General features: G+C 71.8%; 18 protein-coding genes and 1 tRNA gene. 12 read left to right on the top strand and 7 right to left on the bottom strand.

Features of this window, described 5'->3' with window-relative positions; genetic code table 11:
• Positions 1 to 131 precede the first annotated feature (131 nt).
• The gene (locus ACZLKG_RS14250; RefSeq protein ID WP_425710233.1) at positions 132 to 848 is read right to left on the bottom strand and encodes an IclR family transcriptional regulator; all 717 of its coding nucleotides are present in this window, start codon (positions 846 to 848) and stop codon (positions 132 to 134) included.
• Positions 849 to 898: 50 nt separating this feature from the next.
• Here ACZLKG_RS14250 and ACZLKG_RS14245 point away from each other — a divergent pair.
• Positions 899 to 972: transfer RNA gene (locus ACZLKG_RS14245), tRNA-Val, on the top strand.
• Between the two features lie 39 nt (positions 973 to 1,011).
• On the opposite strand, the gene ACZLKG_RS14240 is transcribed toward ACZLKG_RS14245, so the two are convergent.
• The 5 genes from ACZLKG_RS14240 to ACZLKG_RS14220 all read right to left on the bottom strand — a co-directional run bounded on the left by ACZLKG_RS14240 (position 1,012) and on the right by ACZLKG_RS14220 (position 3,472).
• Positions 1,012 to 1,176 (bottom strand): SDR family oxidoreductase, encoded by a 165-nt coding sequence (locus tag ACZLKG_RS14240; RefSeq protein WP_463648766.1) that lies wholly within the window; start codon positions 1,174 to 1,176, stop codon positions 1,012 to 1,014.
• 240 nt (positions 1,177 to 1,416) lie between these two features.
• The gene (locus ACZLKG_RS14235) at positions 1,417 to 1,983 is read right to left on the bottom strand and encodes a hypothetical protein (RefSeq protein ID WP_425710235.1); all 567 of its coding nucleotides are present in this window, start codon (positions 1,981 to 1,983) and stop codon (positions 1,417 to 1,419) included.
• 106 nt (positions 1,984 to 2,089) lie between these two features.
• Positions 2,090 to 2,509 carry a hypothetical protein gene (locus ACZLKG_RS14230; RefSeq protein WP_463648765.1) on the bottom strand — a complete coding sequence of 140 codons (420 nt, stop codon included), beginning with the start codon at positions 2,507 to 2,509 and terminating at the stop codon, positions 2,090 to 2,092.
• A gap of 133 nt (positions 2,510 to 2,642) precedes the next feature.
• Positions 2,643 to 3,248, bottom strand: a complete 606-nt coding sequence (locus ACZLKG_RS14225) for a hypothetical protein (RefSeq protein WP_463648764.1) — start codon at positions 3,246 to 3,248, stop codon at positions 2,643 to 2,645.
• Positions 3,245 to 3,472 (bottom strand): SDR family oxidoreductase, encoded by a 228-nt coding sequence (locus ACZLKG_RS14220; protein ID WP_463648763.1) that lies wholly within the window; start codon positions 3,470 to 3,472, stop codon positions 3,245 to 3,247. The genes ACZLKG_RS14225 and ACZLKG_RS14220 overlap by 4 nt, the downstream gene beginning before the upstream one ends.
• Before the next feature lie 302 nt (positions 3,473 to 3,774).
• Between ACZLKG_RS14220 and ACZLKG_RS14215 the strand changes: the two genes are divergently transcribed.
• The 9 genes from ACZLKG_RS14215 (at position 3,775) to ACZLKG_RS14175 (ending at position 13,641) form a co-directional block, all read left to right on the top strand.
• Positions 3,775 to 5,004, top strand: coding sequence for an MFS transporter (locus tag ACZLKG_RS14215; protein ID WP_463648762.1), 1,230 nt, complete (start codon positions 3,775 to 3,777; stop codon positions 5,002 to 5,004).
• A complete protein-coding gene (locus tag ACZLKG_RS14210) occupies positions 5,004 to 5,693 on the top strand; it encodes a MerR family transcriptional regulator (RefSeq protein ID WP_463648761.1) in 690 nt (229 codons plus the stop codon). The genes ACZLKG_RS14215 and ACZLKG_RS14210 overlap by 1 nt, the downstream gene beginning before the upstream one ends.
• A 120-nt stretch (positions 5,694 to 5,813) precedes the next feature.
• Complete coding sequence (locus ACZLKG_RS14205) at positions 5,814 to 6,254, top strand: VOC family protein (protein ID WP_425708965.1); 441 nt, start codon at positions 5,814 to 5,816, stop codon at positions 6,252 to 6,254.
• Between the two features lie 104 nt (positions 6,255 to 6,358).
• Positions 6,359 to 7,903: an FGGY family carbohydrate kinase gene (locus ACZLKG_RS14200; RefSeq protein ID WP_425708964.1), complete on the top strand. Its 1,545-nt coding sequence runs from the start codon at positions 6,359 to 6,361 to the stop codon at positions 7,901 to 7,903.
• The gene (locus ACZLKG_RS14195) at positions 7,900 to 9,246 is read left to right on the top strand and encodes an iron-containing alcohol dehydrogenase (protein WP_425708963.1); all 1,347 of its coding nucleotides are present in this window, start codon (positions 7,900 to 7,902) and stop codon (positions 9,244 to 9,246) included. Before ACZLKG_RS14200 ends, ACZLKG_RS14195 begins: the two co-directional genes overlap by 4 nt.
• 119 nt (positions 9,247 to 9,365) lie before the next feature.
• The gene (locus ACZLKG_RS14190) at positions 9,366 to 11,081 is read left to right on the top strand and encodes a dihydroxyacetone kinase family protein (RefSeq protein WP_425708962.1); all 1,716 of its coding nucleotides are present in this window, start codon (positions 9,366 to 9,368) and stop codon (positions 11,079 to 11,081) included.
• A 49-nt stretch (positions 11,082 to 11,130) separates the two neighbouring features.
• Positions 11,131 to 11,898 carry a triose-phosphate isomerase family protein gene (locus ACZLKG_RS14185; RefSeq protein WP_463648760.1) on the top strand — a complete coding sequence of 256 codons (768 nt, stop codon included), beginning with the start codon at positions 11,131 to 11,133 and terminating at the stop codon, positions 11,896 to 11,898.
• Between the two features lie 118 nt (positions 11,899 to 12,016).
• On the top strand, positions 12,017 to 12,877 hold the full coding sequence (locus ACZLKG_RS14180) for a class II fructose-bisphosphate aldolase (RefSeq protein ID WP_463648758.1): 861 nt from the start codon (positions 12,017 to 12,019) through the stop codon (positions 12,875 to 12,877).
• The gene (locus ACZLKG_RS14175) at positions 12,877 to 13,641 is read left to right on the top strand and encodes an HAD-IA family hydrolase (RefSeq protein ID WP_425708959.1); all 765 of its coding nucleotides are present in this window, start codon (positions 12,877 to 12,879) and stop codon (positions 13,639 to 13,641) included. Before ACZLKG_RS14180 ends, ACZLKG_RS14175 begins: the two co-directional genes overlap by 1 nt.
• Before the next feature lie 21 nt (positions 13,642 to 13,662).
• Here the strand turns inward: ACZLKG_RS14175 and ACZLKG_RS14170 are convergent, their stop codons facing one another.
• Positions 13,663 to 14,397: a GntR family transcriptional regulator gene (locus ACZLKG_RS14170; protein WP_425708958.1), complete on the bottom strand. Its 735-nt coding sequence runs from the start codon at positions 14,395 to 14,397 to the stop codon at positions 13,663 to 13,665.
• A 246-nt stretch (positions 14,398 to 14,643) separates the two neighbouring features.
• On the opposite strand from ACZLKG_RS14170, the gene ACZLKG_RS14165 reads away from it, so the two are divergent.
• Both ACZLKG_RS14165 and ACZLKG_RS14160 read left to right on the top strand, forming a co-directional pair.
• Positions 14,644 to 16,815 carry an alpha-ketoacid dehydrogenase subunit alpha/beta gene (locus tag ACZLKG_RS14165; RefSeq protein WP_463648757.1) on the top strand — a complete coding sequence of 724 codons (2,172 nt, stop codon included), beginning with the start codon at positions 14,644 to 14,646 and terminating at the stop codon, positions 16,813 to 16,815.
• Positions 16,816 to 16,845: 30 nt separating this feature from the next.
• Positions 16,846 to 18,237, top strand: a 1,392-nt coding sequence (locus ACZLKG_RS14160) for a 2-oxo acid dehydrogenase subunit E2 (RefSeq protein ID WP_463649108.1), incomplete at its 3' end; no start/stop codon positions are given.

Below are 18,237 nucleotides of genomic sequence, written 5' to 3'. Positions count from 1 at the left end.
ATGTGTGCCTCCGTTGGCTCGTGTGCCGTTGGTGCCCACCATCGGCCTGGCCCGGGCGCGTCGCAACGCCGAGTTTTCAGTTGGTGATAATCCGCGGGCCGCGGCGCGGTGGAGGTCCGGACCGAGCAGGATCAGGAGGGTGCGAGGGCGACGAGGCCCGCCGTGCGGTGCAGCTCGTCGATGCGCGCGAGCACCTGCTCGGCGCGCCCCGCGGGGACTGACACCGCGACCGCCTGCGCGCGACCGGGCACCTGCACGGCCACACACACGACACCGAGCAGGTACTCCTCCCGGTCGACGGCGAACGGCACCTGCCGCCCGATCTGCGCCATGAACGCCCTCGGGGAGGTGAGGGTGTGCGGAGTGAGATCGGCGAAGGTGTGCCGCGCGACGAACTCGCGCCGGTCGTCGTCGGGCAACGACGTGAGCAGGGCCTTGCCGAGGGCGGTGGCGTGCGCGGCCTCGTCGAACGCCACCCACATGTCGATGCGTGGCGCCTCGGGCGAGTCGACGACCTCGGTGAGCAGGGCCTCGCCATCCGCGTACGTCGAGAGATAGGCGGCCGCGTGCAAGGCGTCGTGCAGCCCGCGCAGCACGCGCCGTACACGGTGGGGCTCCGCCCCGCGGCCGAGCGCCGCCGCCTGGTCGCCGAGCGCGTAGCCCTCGTTCGTGTGCTCGACGTAGCCCTCGTGCACGAGCGTGCGCAGCAGGTGGTAGGCCGTCGGCAGCGGGATCCCGACGGCGCGGGCCAGCTTCTTGGCGGGCTGGGGCGACCGGGCGTCCCCGAGCGCGTCGAGCAGGTGCGTCGCGCGGACGACCGAGTTGATGAGTGTCGGCTTCGTCGCCATCTCGCCTCCACTGCCAGGGTAGCGCCGCGGCGCCGGTTAGGCTTCGGCGCGGGCCCGTAGCTCAGCTGGTCAGAGCGCCGCGTTTACACCGCGTAGGTCGCCGGTTCGAACCCGGCCGGGCCCACTCGTCGAGGGTCGACCTGCGTCGCCCGGGATCCCCCTCTCACCGCGTGGTGTGGGCGCCGCCGTTGACGTGCATGTGCTGTCCGGTGAGGTGGCGCGCCCCGTCGGACGCCAGGAAGGTGACGAGGGACGCGACCTCCTCGGGGTGGCCGGCGCGCTTGTCGTGGGTCCGTTCGACCAGGGCGGTGCGACGCTCGTCGCTCATCTGCCCTCCGAACAGGTCGGTGCCGTCGTCTCGCCGGGCGTCGTCGACAGTGTCCTCGCTGCGGATGACGCCGCGACCGCGGGCCTGACGCTCGACGAGCTCGACCAGCTGGAGGACCTGCTGTCGAGACTCGGGCCGTGAACGTACGCAGTCGACCGTCCTATCGGCGCCGTCGGGCGGCGCGTACCGGACGACAACGTGTGCGGCCGACCGAGGTCCACCCGGTCCGGCGCGACTCCATCACCCGAGCCACCAGGGTTTGAGGTCGATCAACCAGTGACTGCGCAGCGTGAGTGCACGCTCGAGCGACGCCGCGGTGCCGGCGATCAGCAGGGTGGTGTTGAGCCAGGCGGGCAACGAGATCGGCGAGGTGTAGGTGCCGACACGGTCGCCGACGACGTCCCACTGGGTCACCGCCTCGAGCAGCTGCGGCCCGAAGAGCACCAGCCCGATCAGCAGGATCACGACGGCTGCGCGCCCGATCCACCTGCTGAGGGCGGGGTGCCGATGCTCGGCCACCGCGCGCCAGTACTCCGCGCTGTGCCGGACCGGCCTCAGCGTGCGCTCCTGGCCGCCGTCGTCGGGCACCAGGTGTATCCGCCGGAGCCCGGAGGCCCCGACCGCGACCTCGAGGATGCCGCCGGGCACGGGGAAGGCGGTGGGCTGCTCGGACACCAGCTCCTGTCGACCGTCCACGTAGAAGTGGACCGTGCCGTCCCAGCTGAAGTACCTGACGTCGACGGCGTAGTCGCGTGCGACTCCGTCCTCGTCGGTGAGCTCGACCTGAAAGACCGAACGGGTCAGCATCTGCCAGGGACGGTGCGGCCTCAGCGCACTGCCGTCTCCCGGCTCGGTCCTGACCGGCCGGCGCCTGCGCCGCCGCTCCGACCACATGCCGCCCCCCTCGTCGGGATCAGCCCTTCTTTCGCGAGCCCCCGGCGATGAGCGCGATGGCGATGGCCATCATCCAGGAGTCCTTGGCCAGCGACGTTCCCTCGCCGGACGGGCGCACGCCGTCGTCGGTGGTCTTGGCCGGGTCGCGGAAGTAGATGCTCAGCAGGCCGGCGGAGAAGCCGCCGAGCGCGAGTCCGGCCAGGCGGTTGGGGACGAACGGCGCCAGCAGCGCCGCTCCGACGCCGATCTCGCCGTAGCTGAGCAGCTTGGCGAACTGCGTCGGCTCCAGCGAACCCAGCTGCGGGATGCCCTTCTCGGCCTCGGCCTGCACGTAGCCGGCGGTCTCGTCGTCCATGCCGATCTTGCTGATGCCCGAGTTGAGGATGAAGGCGCCCGGGATCCCTCGGAGGGCGATGTTGGCGATTGCGTTGAAGGCCATGAGAGGTCCGATCTCCAGAGTCAGACGGGGGTGCGGTCGCTTCACACTAACCGCCTGCCCACCGGTGGCGGAGGTCGGGCCGTACCCGGCCGCACGTCGAGCAGCTCACGGGTGGGAACGCCGTGCTGGCCGATCAGCGCACGAGGTGAGCCGTCGCCGACCGTGGCCGGCGACGTGTCGCGGAGCGTCGCGACAGCGCTGTCGGCTGCGGAGCGGGCGTCGACGTCTCCCCGGCGTCGACGACCGACATGATGACCGCCGCGGTGCTGGTGAAGCCGATGGCGAGGGCGAGAAGGAGAGAAGGGACGAGGTCGCTCGGCGACGGGATCCAGCCGCCGAGGATCCACGGCAGGACCACCAGGGCAACCACGGCCAGCGAGGTGACGATCTCGTTCGCGGCGAGCGCGAGAGACCTCCTCGTCGCGCCCTTCTTCACGATTCGACGGGACGTGTCGACGGTGGCGATCACCAGCGCCGCTGCGCACACCACGAACGTGACGGTCGCCCAGACCGGCTCCGCACCGACCAGGGCGAGAGGGACGATCAGGGGCAGGCTGTACGCGATGAGCACCCACCGGGTGCCTGCCCGGATGTACCGGTCCGGCGAGCTGCCTGCGGCACCGCGGGCCCGGTGGAGCGCCGAGTCGAGGTAGAAGAACACCGCCACGATGAACGTTCCGACGAGGGTCGCTGCGATGCTCGCGAGGGCGAGCAGGAACTCGTCGGATCCGTCTATCACTGTCGGTACCTTCCTTCTCTACCGTGCTCCTCGCTGGTGGAGTTCGCTCCGTCGACCGTGATGAGCTGACCCGTGATGTACGACGCGCCCTCGCCGGCGAGGAACGCGATCGCGTACGCCACCTCGTCCGCGGTGCCGGACCTGCCGACAGGTGTGGCCGCGCCCATCGCCCGCTCATGGTCCGAGCCGGTGATGATGGCGACGCGCTGTTGTGGGGATGTCATGGCGAGACCTTCCACTGGCTGTACGACCGCGGGCGGTAGCGGACGGACGAGGGTCGGCCGACCGGTCGCTGCCGGTCATCGCCGTGCCCACAGACTTCTGCCGGCGGCGCTCCGTTCGCGTCGGTGGAAGCCACCTATGTCCGGGTCGGGCACGACCTCAGGGGTTTCTACCGACGCGAAGGCTCCGCAGCCGGTGCGAGCCTGACGAGCGCACACGGGCCGTTCGCGACCGGATCGCCGCTACGCGCTGGAACGCATACGCGGCTTGACCCTGACGCGACGTCATCGTTTGGACTCGGCGCATGATTCGGATCGTCTTCTTCTACCTGGCTGCCTTCGGCACGTCGTTGCTCGGCAACTCGATCACCGCGATCGCACTCCCGCTCCTGGTCCTGTTCACCACGGGCAGTCCGATGGGGGCCGGAGCCGTGGCCATCGCCGCGGCGGTGCCGTCCGCCGTCGCCGGGCTGTTGATGGGCTCGCTCATGGACCGGATCAACCGCCGCACCGTCGCGATCCTCTCCGACGTGATCTCGGCCGTAGCGCTGGTCATCCTGCCCGTCATCGAACTCACCGTCGGACTGAACCTGGGCTGGTTCATCGCCGTGGCGGTGCTGAACTCCTTCGGTGACGTTCCCGGCATCACCGCGCGGGAGGCCATGCTCCCTGCCGTCGCCCAGGCCGCAGGGATGGGCCCGTCACGGCTGATCGGCCTGCGGGAGTCCCTGGCAGGGGTCTCGCTGCTGGTCGGCCCCGCCATCGCCGGCATACTCGTGGCCTCCCTCGAGCCGGTGGCGGTCATGTGGGTCACCTCGGGCATCGCAGCATCGGCAGCCCTGCTGACCCTCGTCATCCCCTCCCGGTCAACTCGACTTCCGCGTGCAGAGCAGGAGGATCGTGCACCGCAGGACGATTCCGAGCCCGAGGCCCCCAGGTCCGTCTTCTCCGGCCTGGTGGTCATCTTCCGCACACCGCTCCTGCGCGTCGTCGTCCTGCTGGGTCTGGCGCTGGCGGTCGTGCTCGCTGCCCTGCAAGGCATGGTGATACCGGTGCACTTCGCGTTCCAGGGTGAGGCCGGGTTCGTCGGGTTCGTGCTCAGCGCGCTGGCCGGGGGCCTGCTCGTCGGCGGCGGACTCTTTGCCTGGTTCGGCGCCAGGATCCCGCGCCGGGGGTGGTTCACCGCCGGCGTCACCGTCGTCGCCGTGGGCTTCGTCGTCGTCGGCATACTGGGGCCCGTGTGGTCGGTCTTCGCCGGAGCTGCGATCGTCGGCCTGGGCGGTGGCTGCATGAACGCCGTCGTCGGGCTGACGTTCGTGGAGAACGTCGTAGATGCCCAGCGCGGGAAGGTGCTGGGCGGCCAGAACGCCATCATGACCCTCGTTCCGTCGGTGGGGATCGGCATGGCTGCTGTGCTCATCGAGATCGGCACCCTGCACGTGGCCACGACGACGCTCGTCCTTGTGTGGATCGGCGCGGCCGCCGCGACCCTGCTGAGTCCGAGCATCCGCCGACTAGGGCACGCTTCACCCTGATGCGCATCTCAGAACTGGCCGAGCTCGCGGGGGTGACGGTCCGGGCCGTCCGCTACTACCACCAGATGGGCGCGCTGGAGGAGCCGCCGCGTGGGTCCAACGGATATCGGGACTACACCGCGGATCATCTGGTGGCCCTGCTGAGGATCAGACAGCTGACGAGCTCCGGTCTGTCGCTGGCGCAGGCCGGAGTCCTGGCGGCTGAGCCCGGTTCCTCCTCCACCGAGGAGGAGCTGGACGAGGCGGCGCGGGCCCTGGAGGCAAAGATCGCGGCCCTGACCGAACAACGCGATCGGCTGGCCCGGGCACGCGCCGGACACCACGTCGGGCTCTCGAGGACAGCAGCAGCTCTGAGCCTGACGCCCGCCGACATCCCGGTGACCGTCGTGGTCGCCCATCTCCTCCGGGAGCATCCGCAGACCGAGGTTCTCACCGATGCACTGCTCGACCCGCAGGTGCGGTCGGAGCTGGTGGCCCTGCAGGAGCGCTTCGACGCCATCGACGAGGCCACCTCCGACGGCGAGCTCCGCGAGCTCATGTCGCAGGCACAGTCACTGGTCGGCGAGGTCGCCGCCGGACTGCCGTCGCTGACCGAGGAGCAGCTGCAGGTCATCCTCGACCTGGCCGAACGCGACCTGAACGACCGGCAGAAGGACTTCCTGCGCAGTGAGATCAGGCCGCCGTCATAGCGGCGGAGGTCGGGTCGCCCACGACCCCTCCGGGAGATCCGGCGTCGGCCCCTCCCGCGGAGGCTACGGATCAGCGCCGACACCGTTGTGCCGCGGGCGCGACGGGTGGAGGCTGACCGCATGAGCATCCCGGCCAACTTCGTCATCGTCACCCTCGGTGTCGCCGACCTCGCGCGGAGCATCGCGTTCTACCGCGCACTCGGGTGGGAGCAGCGCGGGGACAACGATGCGGTCATCACCTGGTTCCGTACATCGGGCACGTGGGTGGGCCTGTTCGGCTACGAGGACCTCGCCGCCGACGTCGGCATCCCCGCCGGTCCGCCCCCGCCCTACCGCGGTGTCACCCTCGCGATCAACGTCAACTCTGCCGAGGAGGTGGACGCCGCGCTCGCGCACGCGACCGGCGTCGGCGCCCGCCTCGTCAAGGAGCCCGAGCTGGTGGAGTGGGGCGGCTACTCGGGCTACTTCGCGGACCCGGACGGGCACCTGTGGGAGGTCGCGTTCAACCCGTTCTTCCCGGTGACGGACGACGGCACGATCGAGGTTCCGGCCCGACGGTGAGGCGTCGGGTCCGGTCTGCCAGACATGCGTAGACAAGTACGGACATGAGGCGATACGGTCCACCCACGATTCGCTGACGAATCAGCACTCACCGTGGAGGGCACATGTCCAGATACCTGCTCGGCATCGATGCCGGGACGTCTGTCATCAAGGCTGCCGTGTTCAACGAGACCGGGACGGAGATGAGCCGAGGTGCGGGCAACGTCCCGATCATCTCGCCGGACCCGGACAGGGCCGAGGAGGACATGGACACGGTCTGGGCGGCCGCCGCCAAGGCCATCCGGGACGCCATCACCGGCTCGTCCGTCCGTCCGCAGGAGATCGTGGCCGTGTCGGTCACCGGTCAGGGGGACGGCAGCTGGCTGATCGGCAAGGACGGCAGGCCGGCCGGCAACGCCATCCTCTGGACGGACGGGCGCACGGGCAAGGTCATCGACACCTGGTACGAGGACGGCACGGTCAGCAGGCAGTTCGACACGAGCGGGCTCGGCCCGTACGCCGGTACCGCATCGGCGATCCTGCGCTGGCGACTGGAGAACGAGCCGGAGATCCTCGAGGGAGCCACGCAGCTGTGGTGCAAGGACTGGGTCGAGTACAACCTCACGGGAGACGTGTCGACCGACGCCTCCGACGCGAGCCTCGCCGGCATCGACGTCCGCACGCGGACGTGGTCCGACCACGTGCTGCGGACGTGGGGCATCGACGGCATCAAGGACGTCCTGCCCCCGATCAAGGCCGCGACCGACCTCGCGGGTGAGGTGACGACGCAGGCCGCCGGCCAGACCGGGCTCGTCGCGGGCACCCCCGTCTACAAGGGCCAGATGGACATCACCGCCTCGTCGCTCGGGGTCGGCGTGGCCCGGCCCGGTGACTGCATGGCCGTCATCGGGACCGCCGGCATCGTCACCGTCGCCACCGACTCCCTCGAGAACGGGTTCGCACCGGCCGACTCCGGCTGGGTGATCCCGCACAGCCCGGACACGTGGATCCGGTCGATGGGCATGAACTTCTGCACCCCGAACCTCGACTGGTTCCTCGACGAGCCCGGCAACGTCCTCCGGCTCGAGGCGCGCACCCGCGGCATGGAGCTGTTCGAGTACCTCGACGACGTCCTCGCCGACACCCCCGTCGGGGCGCGCGGCCTCATCTTCCACGGGTACCTCGCGCCGGGCGGTGAGCGGGCGCCGTTCGTCAAGCCCAGCGCACGCGGCTCCTTCTTCGGGCTGCGCGGCTCGCACACCCGGCACGACATGCTCCGTGCCGTCTACGAGGGCGTCGCCTACGGCATCCGCGACTGTCTTGACTCGATCCCCACCACCGTCGAGACGGTGCGGATGGCCGGAGGCGGGGCGAACTCCGAGTCCTGGTGCCAGATCTTCGCCGACGTCCTCGGTCGCCGGATCGTGGTCCCCGCGGGCACGGAGTTCGGCGCCAAGGGGGCGGCGATCGTCGCCGGCGTCGGGTCCGGTGTCTTCGAGAGCTATGCGGCGGGAGTCGACGCCACGGTGACGATCGTCCGGACCTACGAGCCCGACCGCGCGAAGACCGCGGTGTACGACCGGTACTTCGCCCTCTACCGGCGCACCCGCGAGGCGCTCCAGCCACTGTGGGACGACCTGCAGGACGTCACCGCCCTCGAGGTCTCGTGACGGCACAGCACAGGCGAGAGGTCGCGGCCGCCGCCTCGGGCGGCGAGCTCGAGCACCTCGAGTACGGGGTCGACGCGGGTGCCCGGGCCGGCGAGGTGCTCGCCGCGCTCGGGGCCCGGGGCACGGTGGCGGTGCTGGCCGACACGGTGCCCAAACCCACCGGCGACGGCGACCTCCTGGAGATCGCGGTGGCAGCCGTCCGCCGCGCCGGGTACGACGTCGCGCGGGCGACGCCGTGCACGGGGCCGCACGGCGTCGTCCTCGACGAGTCCACCGTCGACGAGGCGGCTGCCGCGCTCGCCGGTGCCGGCGCCGTGGTGTCGGTCGGCTCCGGCACCGTCACCGATCTCGCGAAGGCCGCGACGCCGACCGGGGTCCCGCTCGTCGCCGTGCAGTCGGCGCCGTCCGTCAACGGATACGCCGACCCGCTGAGCGTGCTCGTGCGCGGCGGGGCGAAGTCGACGGTGCCGACCCGGTGGCCGAACGCGCTGCTCGTCGATGCCGGCGCGCTCGAACACTCGCCCGACCTGCTCGTCGGGGCCGGCGTCGGCGACGCCGTGGCCGTGGCCTCCTCGGTCGCCGACTGGGTGCTCGCCGCCCGGCTCGGCGCCGGCGGGCCCGCCGACCCGGCGGTGCTCGCGGACCTGCTCGGCGCCGTCGCGGACCTCCGCACGGGCCGGTCGGCCGACGGGTCGATGACCGCGCTCGTCGACGCCCTGACCTACGGGGGCCTGTCGATCGGGGTCGTCGGCAGCACCGCACCGCTCTCGGGCTGCGAGCACCTGACGAGCCACATCCTCGACATGGCGGCGATGGCCGCCGACGCCCCGCACGACCTGCACGGCCGGCAGGTCGGTGTCGCCACGGTCCTGTCCACGGCCCTGTGGCAGGAGGCCCTCGAGCGCGACCTCGTGCGGATCGACGACGCGACGGCCTTCCCCGACGACGTCGAGCACCGGGTCGAGCGCACGTGGCGCGTGGTCGACCCGACGGGCCGCCTGGGTGCGACCTGCCGGGCCTCGGTGGGGGAGAAGGTCGCGGCCTGGGAGCAGGGCCGGGCGACGCGACGCCCGCTCGACGACGCGTTCCTCGATCGGCTCCGCGCGCTGCTGCGACCGCCGGAGGAGGTGGCGGCCACACTGCGCGCGTGGGGCGCGCCCACCCGGTTCGGCGAGCTCGAGCCGGCCGTCGCGCCCGAGCGCGCCCGCTGGGTCCTCTCCGCCCTGCCGTTCATGCGCAACCGCGTCACGCTCGCGGACCTGCTCGTCATGAACGACGCGTGGGACGACGACCTTCTCGACGCCGTCCTCGACCGCGCCGCACGGGCCGGGGGTGGTGCGTAGCCCGACCGTCCGTTCCCACCCGCTGCACCGCGCCCCCGCCGCGCAGCCTCCAGGACCCAGCTTCCACGACCCGGCCCTCGGGCATCGACGCCCGGCCACCCCTCACCGAAGGACTGACGATGACGAAGCTTGTGAACAACCCCGACGACTTCCCCCGCGAGCTGGTCTCCGGGTTCGTCTCCGCGAACAGCCGCCACGTGCGCGCGGTCCCCGGCGGCGTCGCCCGCGCCACGCGGTCGACCCCCGGCAAGGTCTCCGTGCTCGTCGGCGGCGGCACCGGCCACTACCCGGCCTTCATGGGCTGGGTCGGCCCGGGCATGGCCGACGGTGCCGTGACCGGCAACATCTTCTCCTCCCCGTCCGCCTCCCAGGCCGTGAGCGTCGCCAAGGCCGCCGACCACGGCGGCGGGACGGTGATCTGCTTCGGCAACTACGCCGGCGACGTCCTGCACTTCGGGGCGGCCGTCGAGCAGCTCAAGGCCGAGGGGCACCAGGCCAGCGTGCTCGTGCTCACCGACGACGTCGCCTCGGCCGGGCCCGACGAGAAGTCCAGGCGCCGGGGCATCTCCGGCTTCGTCCCCGTCTTCAAGATCACCGGAGCCGCGGCCGAGGCGGGCCTGGACTTCGACGGCGTGTGCCGCGTGTTCGACAAGGCCAACGAGGCGACGCGCACGCTCGGCGTCGCCTACTCGGGCTGCACCCTGCCCGGCTCGAAGGAACCCCTGTTCAGCGTCCCCGAGGGGCGCCTGTCCCTCGGCCTCGGCGTCCACGGCGAGCCCGGCATCGACGAGATGGACATGGGCACCGCCGACGAGGTCGCCCGCCTGCTCGTCACCGAGCTGCTCAAGGAACGCCCCGAGGGGGCGGACGGCCGGGTCGTCGCCCTGCTCAACGGGCTCGGGACGGCGAAGTACGAGGAGCTGTTCGTCACCTACAACGGGGTGCGCGACGCCCTGGAGGAGGCCGGCGTGACGATCGTCGACCAGGTGGTCGGCGAGCTCGTCACCTCGCTGGACATGGGCGGCGTCTCGCTCACCCTCGTCTGGCTCGACGACGAGCTCGAGAAGTTCTGGCTCGCCCCCGTCGACACCCCCGCGCTCAAGCTCGGGTCGATGGCGCAGCACGAGGTGCTCAGCGAGGAGGAGCGCGCCGTCGCCGAGGACGAGGTGGCCGCGATCCCCGAGTCCGACGACGCCTCCCGCGCCGCCGGGGCGGTCGCCGTCGACGCCATCTCGGCCATCGCCGATCGCCTGCGACGGGAGTCCGACGAGCTCGGCCGTCTCGACGCCGTCGCCGGGGACGGCGACCACGGCATCGGCATGTCGCGCGGCGCGACCTCGGCCCTCGCCGCCGCCCGGGCCGCGTCCGAGGCCGGCGCCGGCCTGAGCACGGTGATCACCCGCGCCGGGCAGGCGTGGTCCGACGACGCGGGCGGCACCTCCGGCGCCCTGTGGGGTGCGATGATCCTCGCCGCCGGCGGCAGCCTGAGCGACACCGGCGCGCCCGCCTCGGACGACGCCGTCGCCGCCCTGCGCGCCGCCTCCGACGCGCTCCTGCGGGTCGGCGGGGCCGAGCTCGGCGACAAGACGATGGTCGACGTCGTCGTGCCCGTCGTCGATGCCTTCGAGAAGGCCGTCGCCGACGGCGCCAACCCGGGATCCGCCTGGTCCCGGGCCGCCGTCCAGGCCCGGCAGCTCGCCGAGCAGACCGCGCCGATGCGGCCGAGGATCGGCCGCGCACGCCCGCTCGCCGACCGCTCCGTGGGCACGCCGGACCCCGGCGCCGTCTCCGCGGGCATCGTCGTCGACGTCATCGCCGAGGCGCTCGTCAGCTGACCGAGGCCCCTTCCTCCCACCCGTCGTCCCGCCCGAAAGGACCCGACCCGTGCTTCCCGAGAGACTGACCGGTTTCAGCTCGAAGAGCTACCTCACGCTCGAGCAGGCCGAGGCATGGATCGAGACCGTGGCACGGGGCCTGGGGATACGTCGGGGTGCGGGGGAGGGGACCTACATCTGCGTGCCGTTCCCGCTCGTCGAGCGTTTCCGGGACGCGCTCGGACCGCTGGGCACCGAGATCGGCACCCAGGACGTCTCGGCCTTCCCCGCCGGGCCGTACACGGGCGAGGTCACTGCGGAGCTCCTCGCGGCGCTCGGTTCGCGCTACACGATGGTCGGCCACCCCGAACGGCGCCGTCACCTGGGGGAGTCCGAGCAGCTCGTGCGGGCGAAGATCGAGGCGGCCGTCGACGCCGGCATCGTCCCGATCCTCGTGTGCGGGGAGACCACCCGCGACGACGACCCGGTCCCCGCACTCACCGAGCAGGTCGCCACCTACTTCGGCGGCCTGCCCGACGGCGCCGAGGTGATCGCCGCCTACGAGCCCACGTGGGCGATCGGCCAGCCCGAGCCGGCCCCCGCGCAGCACGTCGCCGCCACGGTCGAGGCGCTGCGCGGGGTCCTGGAGGCGACCGTGTCCTCGTTCCGGATCGTCTACGGGGGTTCGGCCGTGCCCGGGACGTACGCCGACATCGTCGCCGCGGCCCGGAACCGCGCGCAGGAGCCGGACGGGATCTTCCTGGGGCGCGGGGGGCTCGACCCCGCCCAGTTCCTCGCGAGCGTGGACGAGGTGCGGGCGAGCGCCCCGAGCCCCTGACCCGGCGGTGCGAAACGGTGCCACAGAGTTGTATGGACATGTATAGTCCAAGAGGTCGGGCAACGTTCGGGTCGGCTCGACGCCGCGCCGGCACCGGCGCCATCGGGAAGGAACTCCAATGACCATCGCCAAGACGCTCGATCTCGTGCGGGCCGCCCGCGAGGGCGGGTACGCGGTCCCCGCGGTCAACATCGTCGACGACCACTCGATCCGCGCCGTGGTCGACGCGGCCGAGTCCGTCGGCTCGCCCGTCATCCTCCAGACGTCGGTGAAGACCGTGAAGCTCATCGGCGCCGAGCAGCTCGCCTTCGCCGCGCACGCCGCGGCGCGCAACGTGTCGGTCCCGGTCTCCCTGCACCTCGATCACTGCCCGGACCGCGCGGTCATCACCGAGTGCATCCGGCACGGCTGGGACTCCGTCCTGTTCGACGCCTCGGACCGCCCCCTGGAGACCGCCTGGGCGGAGACGACGGAGGTCGTCGCCGAGGCGCACGCGGCCGGCGTCGCCGTCGAGTCGGAGATCGAGAACATCATCGGGGTCGAGGACGGCGTCGGCTCCGACGAGGCCGTGCACGCCTACACGGTCGACCAGCTGATCGAGGTCGCCGGGGACACCGGGGCCGACACCCTGGCCCCGCAGCTCGGCACCGCCCACGGCCTGTACACGGCGTCCCCGGAGCTGCGCGTCGACCGGGCCGCCGAGCTCGTCTCGAAGACCGAGGTGCCGATCGTCCTGCACGGCGGCACGGGCCTGACCGAGGCGGACTTCCACGCGTTCATCGACGCCGGCGTGGCCAAGATCAACATCTCCACGGCGCTCAAGCTCGCCTACATGAAGGGCGCGCAGGCGCACCTCGCCGAGTGCGAGCGCACGGGCAAGTGGGAGCCGGTCAAGCTCTTCGCCGCGATCGCCGAGGACGTGGCGAAGGTCCTCACCGAGCACGCCGAGATCTTCCGCTCCGCGGGGAGGGCCGCGTGATGGCCCGCGCGCTGATCCTGGACTGCGACGGCGTCCTCGCCGACACCGAGCTCGACGGTCACCTCGTCGCCTTCAACCAGACCTTCGAGGAGCTGGGCCTGCCCTTCCGCTGGAGCGCCGAGGAGTACGCGCGGCTGCTCAAGGTCGGCGGCGGCAAGGAGCGCATGCGCGCCTACCTCGCCGAGCACCCCGAGCTGGACGTCGCGTCCGCGCCGGACGTCGACGAGACGGTCGCCGCCGCGCACCGGCGCAAGAGCGAGATCTACGTCGAGCTCGTCGAGGCCGGGGCGCTGCCCGGCCGGCCGGGCGTGCGCCGCCTCATCGGGGAGGCGCTCGACGCCGGTTGGAAGGTCGCCGTCGCCTCGACCTCGGCCGAGAAGAGCGTGCGCGCCGTCCTGCGGTCCGTCGTCGGGGAGGACCTCTACGCGCGCGTCGACGGCGTGTGGGCCGGGGACGTCGTGCCCGCGAAGAAGCCCGCGCCGGACATCTACGAGCTCGCCGTGCGCGAGCTCGGGGTCGAGCGCGGCGAGGCCGTCGTCGTCGAGGACTCCGAGGCGGGCGCCAAGGCCGCCGCAGCCGCGGGACTCACCCACGTCGTCACGCTCAGCCACTTCACGCGCGACGACGACTTCCCCGCGGCCTCTGTCGTCGTCGACCACCTGGGCGAGCCGGACGACGCGACCGCCGTGCGTGCGGGCGCGGACGTGCTCAACCTCGGGGTCGTCGACGTCGCCTCCCTCGAGGCGCTGCTCCTCGCCCCCTGAGGCGGTCGGGCGAGATGGGGGTCAGATCTCGTACTCGAAGGTGAGCCGCACCTTGTCGCCGCGGAACGTGACCTTGGAGTACTCGAACCGCTGGCCCGACGGCGTGGAGATCTCCTGGCGCAGCACGAGCAGGGGAGCGTTGCGCCCCACGCCGAGCAGCTTCGCGTCGGCCGGGCTCGGCGTCCCGGACTCCAGCGTCTCGACGATGCGCCCCATGACCAGGTCGTAGTGCTGCTCGAGGATGACGCACAGCTGCTGCTGGGCGGCGTCGTGCTCGAGGAGGTCCTCGGCCAGGCGCTGGGGGATGTAGGACTCGTGGAGGCTGATGGGCTCGTCGTCGACCGTGCGCAGCCGGCGGATCTTGTGCACCGGGGCGCCGTCGGGCAGGGCGAGCCGCTCGGCGAGGTGGCGGTCGGCGACGACGAGCTCCTCGCTGAGCAGGCGGGTGCTGGTCGTGTACCCCATCTGCTCGAGCTGTTCGCGGATGCCCTTGTAGGACGGCGAGCGCGTGGCGATCTTGCTCGGCGCCACGAACGTCCCCTTGCCCTGGACGCGGAAGAGCAGGCCCTCGTTGACGAGCTGGGCGAGCACCTGGCGGGCCGTCATCCGGGAGATCCCGTACAGCCTGTTGAGCTCGTTCTCCGACGGGATCTTCTCGTTGGACTGCCACTCGCCGGCCTCGATCTTCTCGCGCAGGATGTTCGTCAGCTGCACGTACATCGGGATGGGGCCGGTACGGCTGAGGGTCTCGGTCATCTCTCGGTTCCAGTTCTACGGCCCACGACGGCCGGGCAGGACGTGTCCTTACAGGTCAAGCGTCACGCACTCCTTACAACTTGTCTAGAGATGTATAGTGAAGGTAATGTCGCGCTCGCGACCGAGGCGGCCGCGGTGCCGGGGCGACCCGGTTCCACGGGCCTCCTCGGAACGCCATGCTACGGCCAGGCGGCGGCGTGCGACCGGCCAACGACGGCACCACGAGCAGATCGAGAAGAGTGCACCATGCCAAAGAAGACAGCTCTCGAGCCTTCGGTCGACTGGGTCGAGCTGACCAGCACGGACGACGACTGGGACGCGATCGACCCGGACGTCCTGGTCGCGATGGCGACCCAGCTCCACCTCGTGCGGGCCTTCGAGGAGGAGGTGCTGGACCTCGCGGGGCAGAAGCTCATCAACGGTCCGGCGCACTCCAGCATCGGCCAGGAGGGCGGGGCCGTCGGCTCGATCTTCCCGCTCGTGGGCGCCGACCACATCAACGGCTCGCACCGGGGCCACCACCAGTTCCTCGCCAAGGCGTTCGGTTTCGTGCGTCCCGACGGGTTCGACCTGCGCGACGGCGTCCCGGACGACATCCGCACCGTGCTGCGCCGCAGCCTCGCCGAGATCGCCGGCCTCGCGCAGGGCTACTGCCGCGGGCGCGGCGGGTCGATGCACCTGCAGTGGAAGGAGGCCGGCGCGATGGGCACCAACGCCATCGTCGGCGGCGCCGTCCCCTTCGCCTCCGGGTTCGCCTGGGCGAACAAGCACGCGGGCTCCGACAACGTGTCCGTCACCTACTTCGGCGACGGCGCAGTCAACATCGGCTCCGTGCTCGAGACGCTCAACCTGGCCGCCGCGTGGAAGCTCCCGGTGTGCTTCTTCATCGAGAACAACCAGTACGCCGTCTCGACCACGGCCGAGGAGGCCACCGGCGAGCCCCGGCTCTCCGGGCGCGGCCCCGGCTTCGGCATCCCCAGCTGGAAGGTCGACGGCATGGACACCGTCGCCGTCTACCTGGCCATGCAGGAGGCCCTCGAGGTCATGCGCTCCGGCGGCGGCCCCACGGTCATCGAGGTCGACACCTACCGGCACTTCCACCAGAACGGCCCGTTCCCGGGCAGCGCCTTCGGGTATCGCTCGAAGGAGGAGGAGACCCACTGGAAGGACCGCGACCCGATCCGGCAGATGGACGCCCAGCTGCTGCGCCGCGGCATCCTCACCGAGGACGAGACCGCGGCCCTCCGGTCGAGCGCCAAGAGCACGATGGCCGAGATATCCGCCGAGCTCGTCGAGCCCGACCCGGACGGCAAGCCGGGCACGCAGCGCATCCGGCCCGAGCTGTGGCCGGACACGGACTTCATCGACGTCGGCATCCGCGGCCCGGAGGACCTCGGGTCGGCCAAGGTGCGCGAGACCGCCGACTTCGGCCCCGACGAGGTCGAGGACCGCAAGTTCGTCGAGGTCGTCGCCGAGGTCATGCACCGGCGGATGTCCGAGGACGAGTCGATCATGGTGCTCGGCGAGGACGTCCACAAGCTCAACGGAGGGTCCCGCGGCGCCACGAAGGGCCTGGCCACCGACTTCCCCGACCGCGTGCTCGGGACCCCGATCAGCGAGGCCGCCTTCACGGGCCTCGGCGGCGGCGTTGCGCTGGACGGTCGCTACTACCCGGTCGTCGAGCTCATGTACGCCGACTTCATCTGGGTCGCGGCCGACCAGATCTTCAACCAGATCGGCAAGGCCCGCCACATGTTCGGCGGCGACCACGACATGCCGCTGCTCATGCGCATCAAGATCGGCACGGGCACCGGCTACGGGTCGCAGCACTCGATGGACCCCGCCGGCATCCTCGCCACGTCGGTCGGCTGGCGGATCATCGCGCCGTCGACCCCGCTGGAGTACGTCGGGCTGCTCAACAGCGCGATGCGCCTCAAGGATCCGGTCGCGGTGCTCGAGCACGACGCCGACCTGTACAAGACCGATGGGCCCGCGCCCGTCGACGACCTCGACTTCTGCCTCCCGGTGGGCCAGGCCGCCGTGCGGCGCACCGGGTCCGACGTCACGGTCATCAGCTACCTGTCGATGGTCCGCCGGGCGCTCGAGGCCGTCGAGACCGCCGGGGTCGACGGCGAGGTCATCGACCTGCGCTGGCTCGACATGGCGAGCATCGACTGGAGCACGATCGGCGAGTCGATCCGCAAGACCAACCGCGTCGTCATCGTCGAGCAGGGGCCAATCGGCACCTCCTACGGGGGCTGGCTGAGCGACGAGATCCAGCGCCGCTTCTTCGACTGGCTCGACGCCCCGGTCACCCGCGTGCACGGCAGCGAGTCCTCGCCGAGCATCTCCAAGATCCTCGAGCGGGCCGCGCTGGCGTCCACGGACGCCATCGTGTCCGCACTCAGGTCCGTCTGACCCGCCACCGACGAGAGAGGGCGAGAACTCATGGCGAAGTTCCTCCGGATGCCCGGCGTCTCCGCCGACGCCGACACCGCGATACTCAGTCAGTGGTCGATCGAGGCCGGGGCCACCGTCGCCGCCGGCGACGTCGTGGCCGAGGTCGAAACCGAGAAGGCCGTGGTCGACATCGAGGCCGACGACGCCGCGGTCGTCCACACGCTCCTGGTCGACGGCGGTGCCACGGTCGGGGTCAGCGACCCCATCGCGGTCCTCCTCGACGTCGGCGAGGACGCCTCCGCGGCCGAGGACCTGCTCGCGCAGCTCGGCGGCGCGCCGGCCGGTGGCGCAGCGCAGGGCGACGACGCGAGCCCGGGGGCCGCGAACGAGGCCGCCCCGAGCGGTTCCGCCCCGACGGACGTCGAGGTGCCCGCCGAGGCGATCGCCCCCGAGACCGACGCCGACGGGGCCGAGCCCGCCGCGCTGCCCGCGGCGGCGGACGCGCAGGCCGCGTCGGGGCAACCGGCGCCGGCCGAGGCGGCTCCCACGGCCCCGGCCACTGGGCGGGGGACCGGCGGCAACGAGCACGGGCGGATCTTCTCCAGCCCGATCGCCCGGAAGATCGCCCGGGAGAACGACCTGGACATCCGTGCGCTCACCGGGACCGGTCCGGGCGGCCGTATCGTCCGCAAGGACGTCGAGGCCGCGCTGTCGCAGGCGAGGCAGCAGGCGGAGGCACCCGCCGCCGCAGCTCCGTCGGCAGCAGCGGCACCGGCGGGACCCGCCGCGGCGGGTGCGCAGGGGTACACGGATGTCCCGCACAGCCGGCTGCGCCGGTTCGTGGCCGCCCGCCTGCAGGAGAGCAAGCAGGTCGCCCCGCACTTCTACCTGCGCGGCGACGTGCGCGTGGACCGGCTGCTCGCGCTCCGCGCGGAGATCAACGAGGGCGCACCGGTGCGGGTCTCGGTCAACGACTTCTTCGTCAAGGCCGTCGCCCGCGCGCTGCAGGACGTCCCGGACGTCAACGTCACGTGGGCGGACGACTACGTCCGGTCCTACGAGCGCTCCGACGTCGGCGTCGCGATCGCGAGCGACAAGGGCCTCGTCACCCCGGTGATCCGCGGGGCCGACCAGCTCCCGCTCACGACCGTCTCCACCCGGGTCAAGGACTTCGCGCAGCGGGCGAACGAGGGTCGACTCAAGCAGGACGAGCTCGAGGGCGGGTCGTTCACCGTGACGAACCTCGGGATGTTCGGCGTCGACGAGTTCTCCGCGATCATCAACCCGCCCCAGGCGGGGATCCTCGCGGTCGGCGCCGCGCGGAAGATCGCGGCCGTCACCGACGAGGGTGGGCTCGAGCCGGCGACCGTCGTCGGACTCACCCTGTCGGTCGACCACCGGCCCGTGGACGGGGCGTTGGCCGCCACCTGGTTCGCCCGG

Source organism: Georgenia sp. Z2081 (genome assembly GCF_055326445.1).
The sequence above is the reverse complement of the archived record's forward strand: the minus strand, read 5'-3'. Positions and strand labels throughout refer to the sequence as shown.

Coding starts and splice junctions, on each gene's coding strand:
- ACZLKG_RS14180 (WP_463648758.1), top strand. CDS start 12,017: ATGACCATCGCCAAGACGCTCGATCTCGTGCGGGCCGCCCGCGAGGGC.
- ACZLKG_RS14200 (WP_425708964.1), top strand. CDS start 6,359: ATGTCCAGATACCTGCTCGGCATCGATGCCGGGACGTCTGTCATCAAG.
- ACZLKG_RS14190 (WP_425708962.1), top strand. CDS start 9,366: ATGACGAAGCTTGTGAACAACCCCGACGACTTCCCCCGCGAGCTGGTC.
- ACZLKG_RS14175 (WP_425708959.1), top strand. CDS start 12,877: ATGGCCCGCGCGCTGATCCTGGACTGCGACGGCGTCCTCGCCGACACC.
- ACZLKG_RS14230 (WP_463648765.1), bottom strand. CDS start 2,509: ATGGCCTTCAACGCAATCGCCAACATCGCCCTCCGAGGGATCCCGGGC.
- ACZLKG_RS14240 (WP_463648766.1), bottom strand. CDS start 1,176: ATGAGCGACGAGCGTCGCACCGCCCTGGTCGAACGGACCCACGACAAG.
- ACZLKG_RS14235 (WP_425710235.1), bottom strand. CDS start 1,983: ATGCTGACCCGTTCGGTCTTTCAGGTCGAGCTCACCGACGAGGACGGA.
- ACZLKG_RS14205 (WP_425708965.1), top strand. CDS start 5,814: ATGAGCATCCCGGCCAACTTCGTCATCGTCACCCTCGGTGTCGCCGAC.
- ACZLKG_RS14170 (WP_425708958.1), bottom strand. CDS start 14,397: ATGACCGAGACCCTCAGCCGTACCGGCCCCATCCCGATGTACGTGCAG.
- ACZLKG_RS14165 (WP_463648757.1), top strand. CDS start 14,644: ATGCCAAAGAAGACAGCTCTCGAGCCTTCGGTCGACTGGGTCGAGCTG.
- ACZLKG_RS14215 (WP_463648762.1), top strand. CDS start 3,775: ATGATTCGGATCGTCTTCTTCTACCTGGCTGCCTTCGGCACGTCGTTG.
- ACZLKG_RS14210 (WP_463648761.1), top strand. CDS start 5,004: ATGCGCATCTCAGAACTGGCCGAGCTCGCGGGGGTGACGGTCCGGGCC.
- ACZLKG_RS14250 (WP_425710233.1), bottom strand. CDS start 848: ATGGCGACGAAGCCGACACTCATCAACTCGGTCGTCCGCGCGACGCAC.
- ACZLKG_RS14220 (WP_463648763.1), bottom strand. CDS start 3,472: ATGACATCCCCACAACAGCGCGTCGCCATCATCACCGGCTCGGACCAT.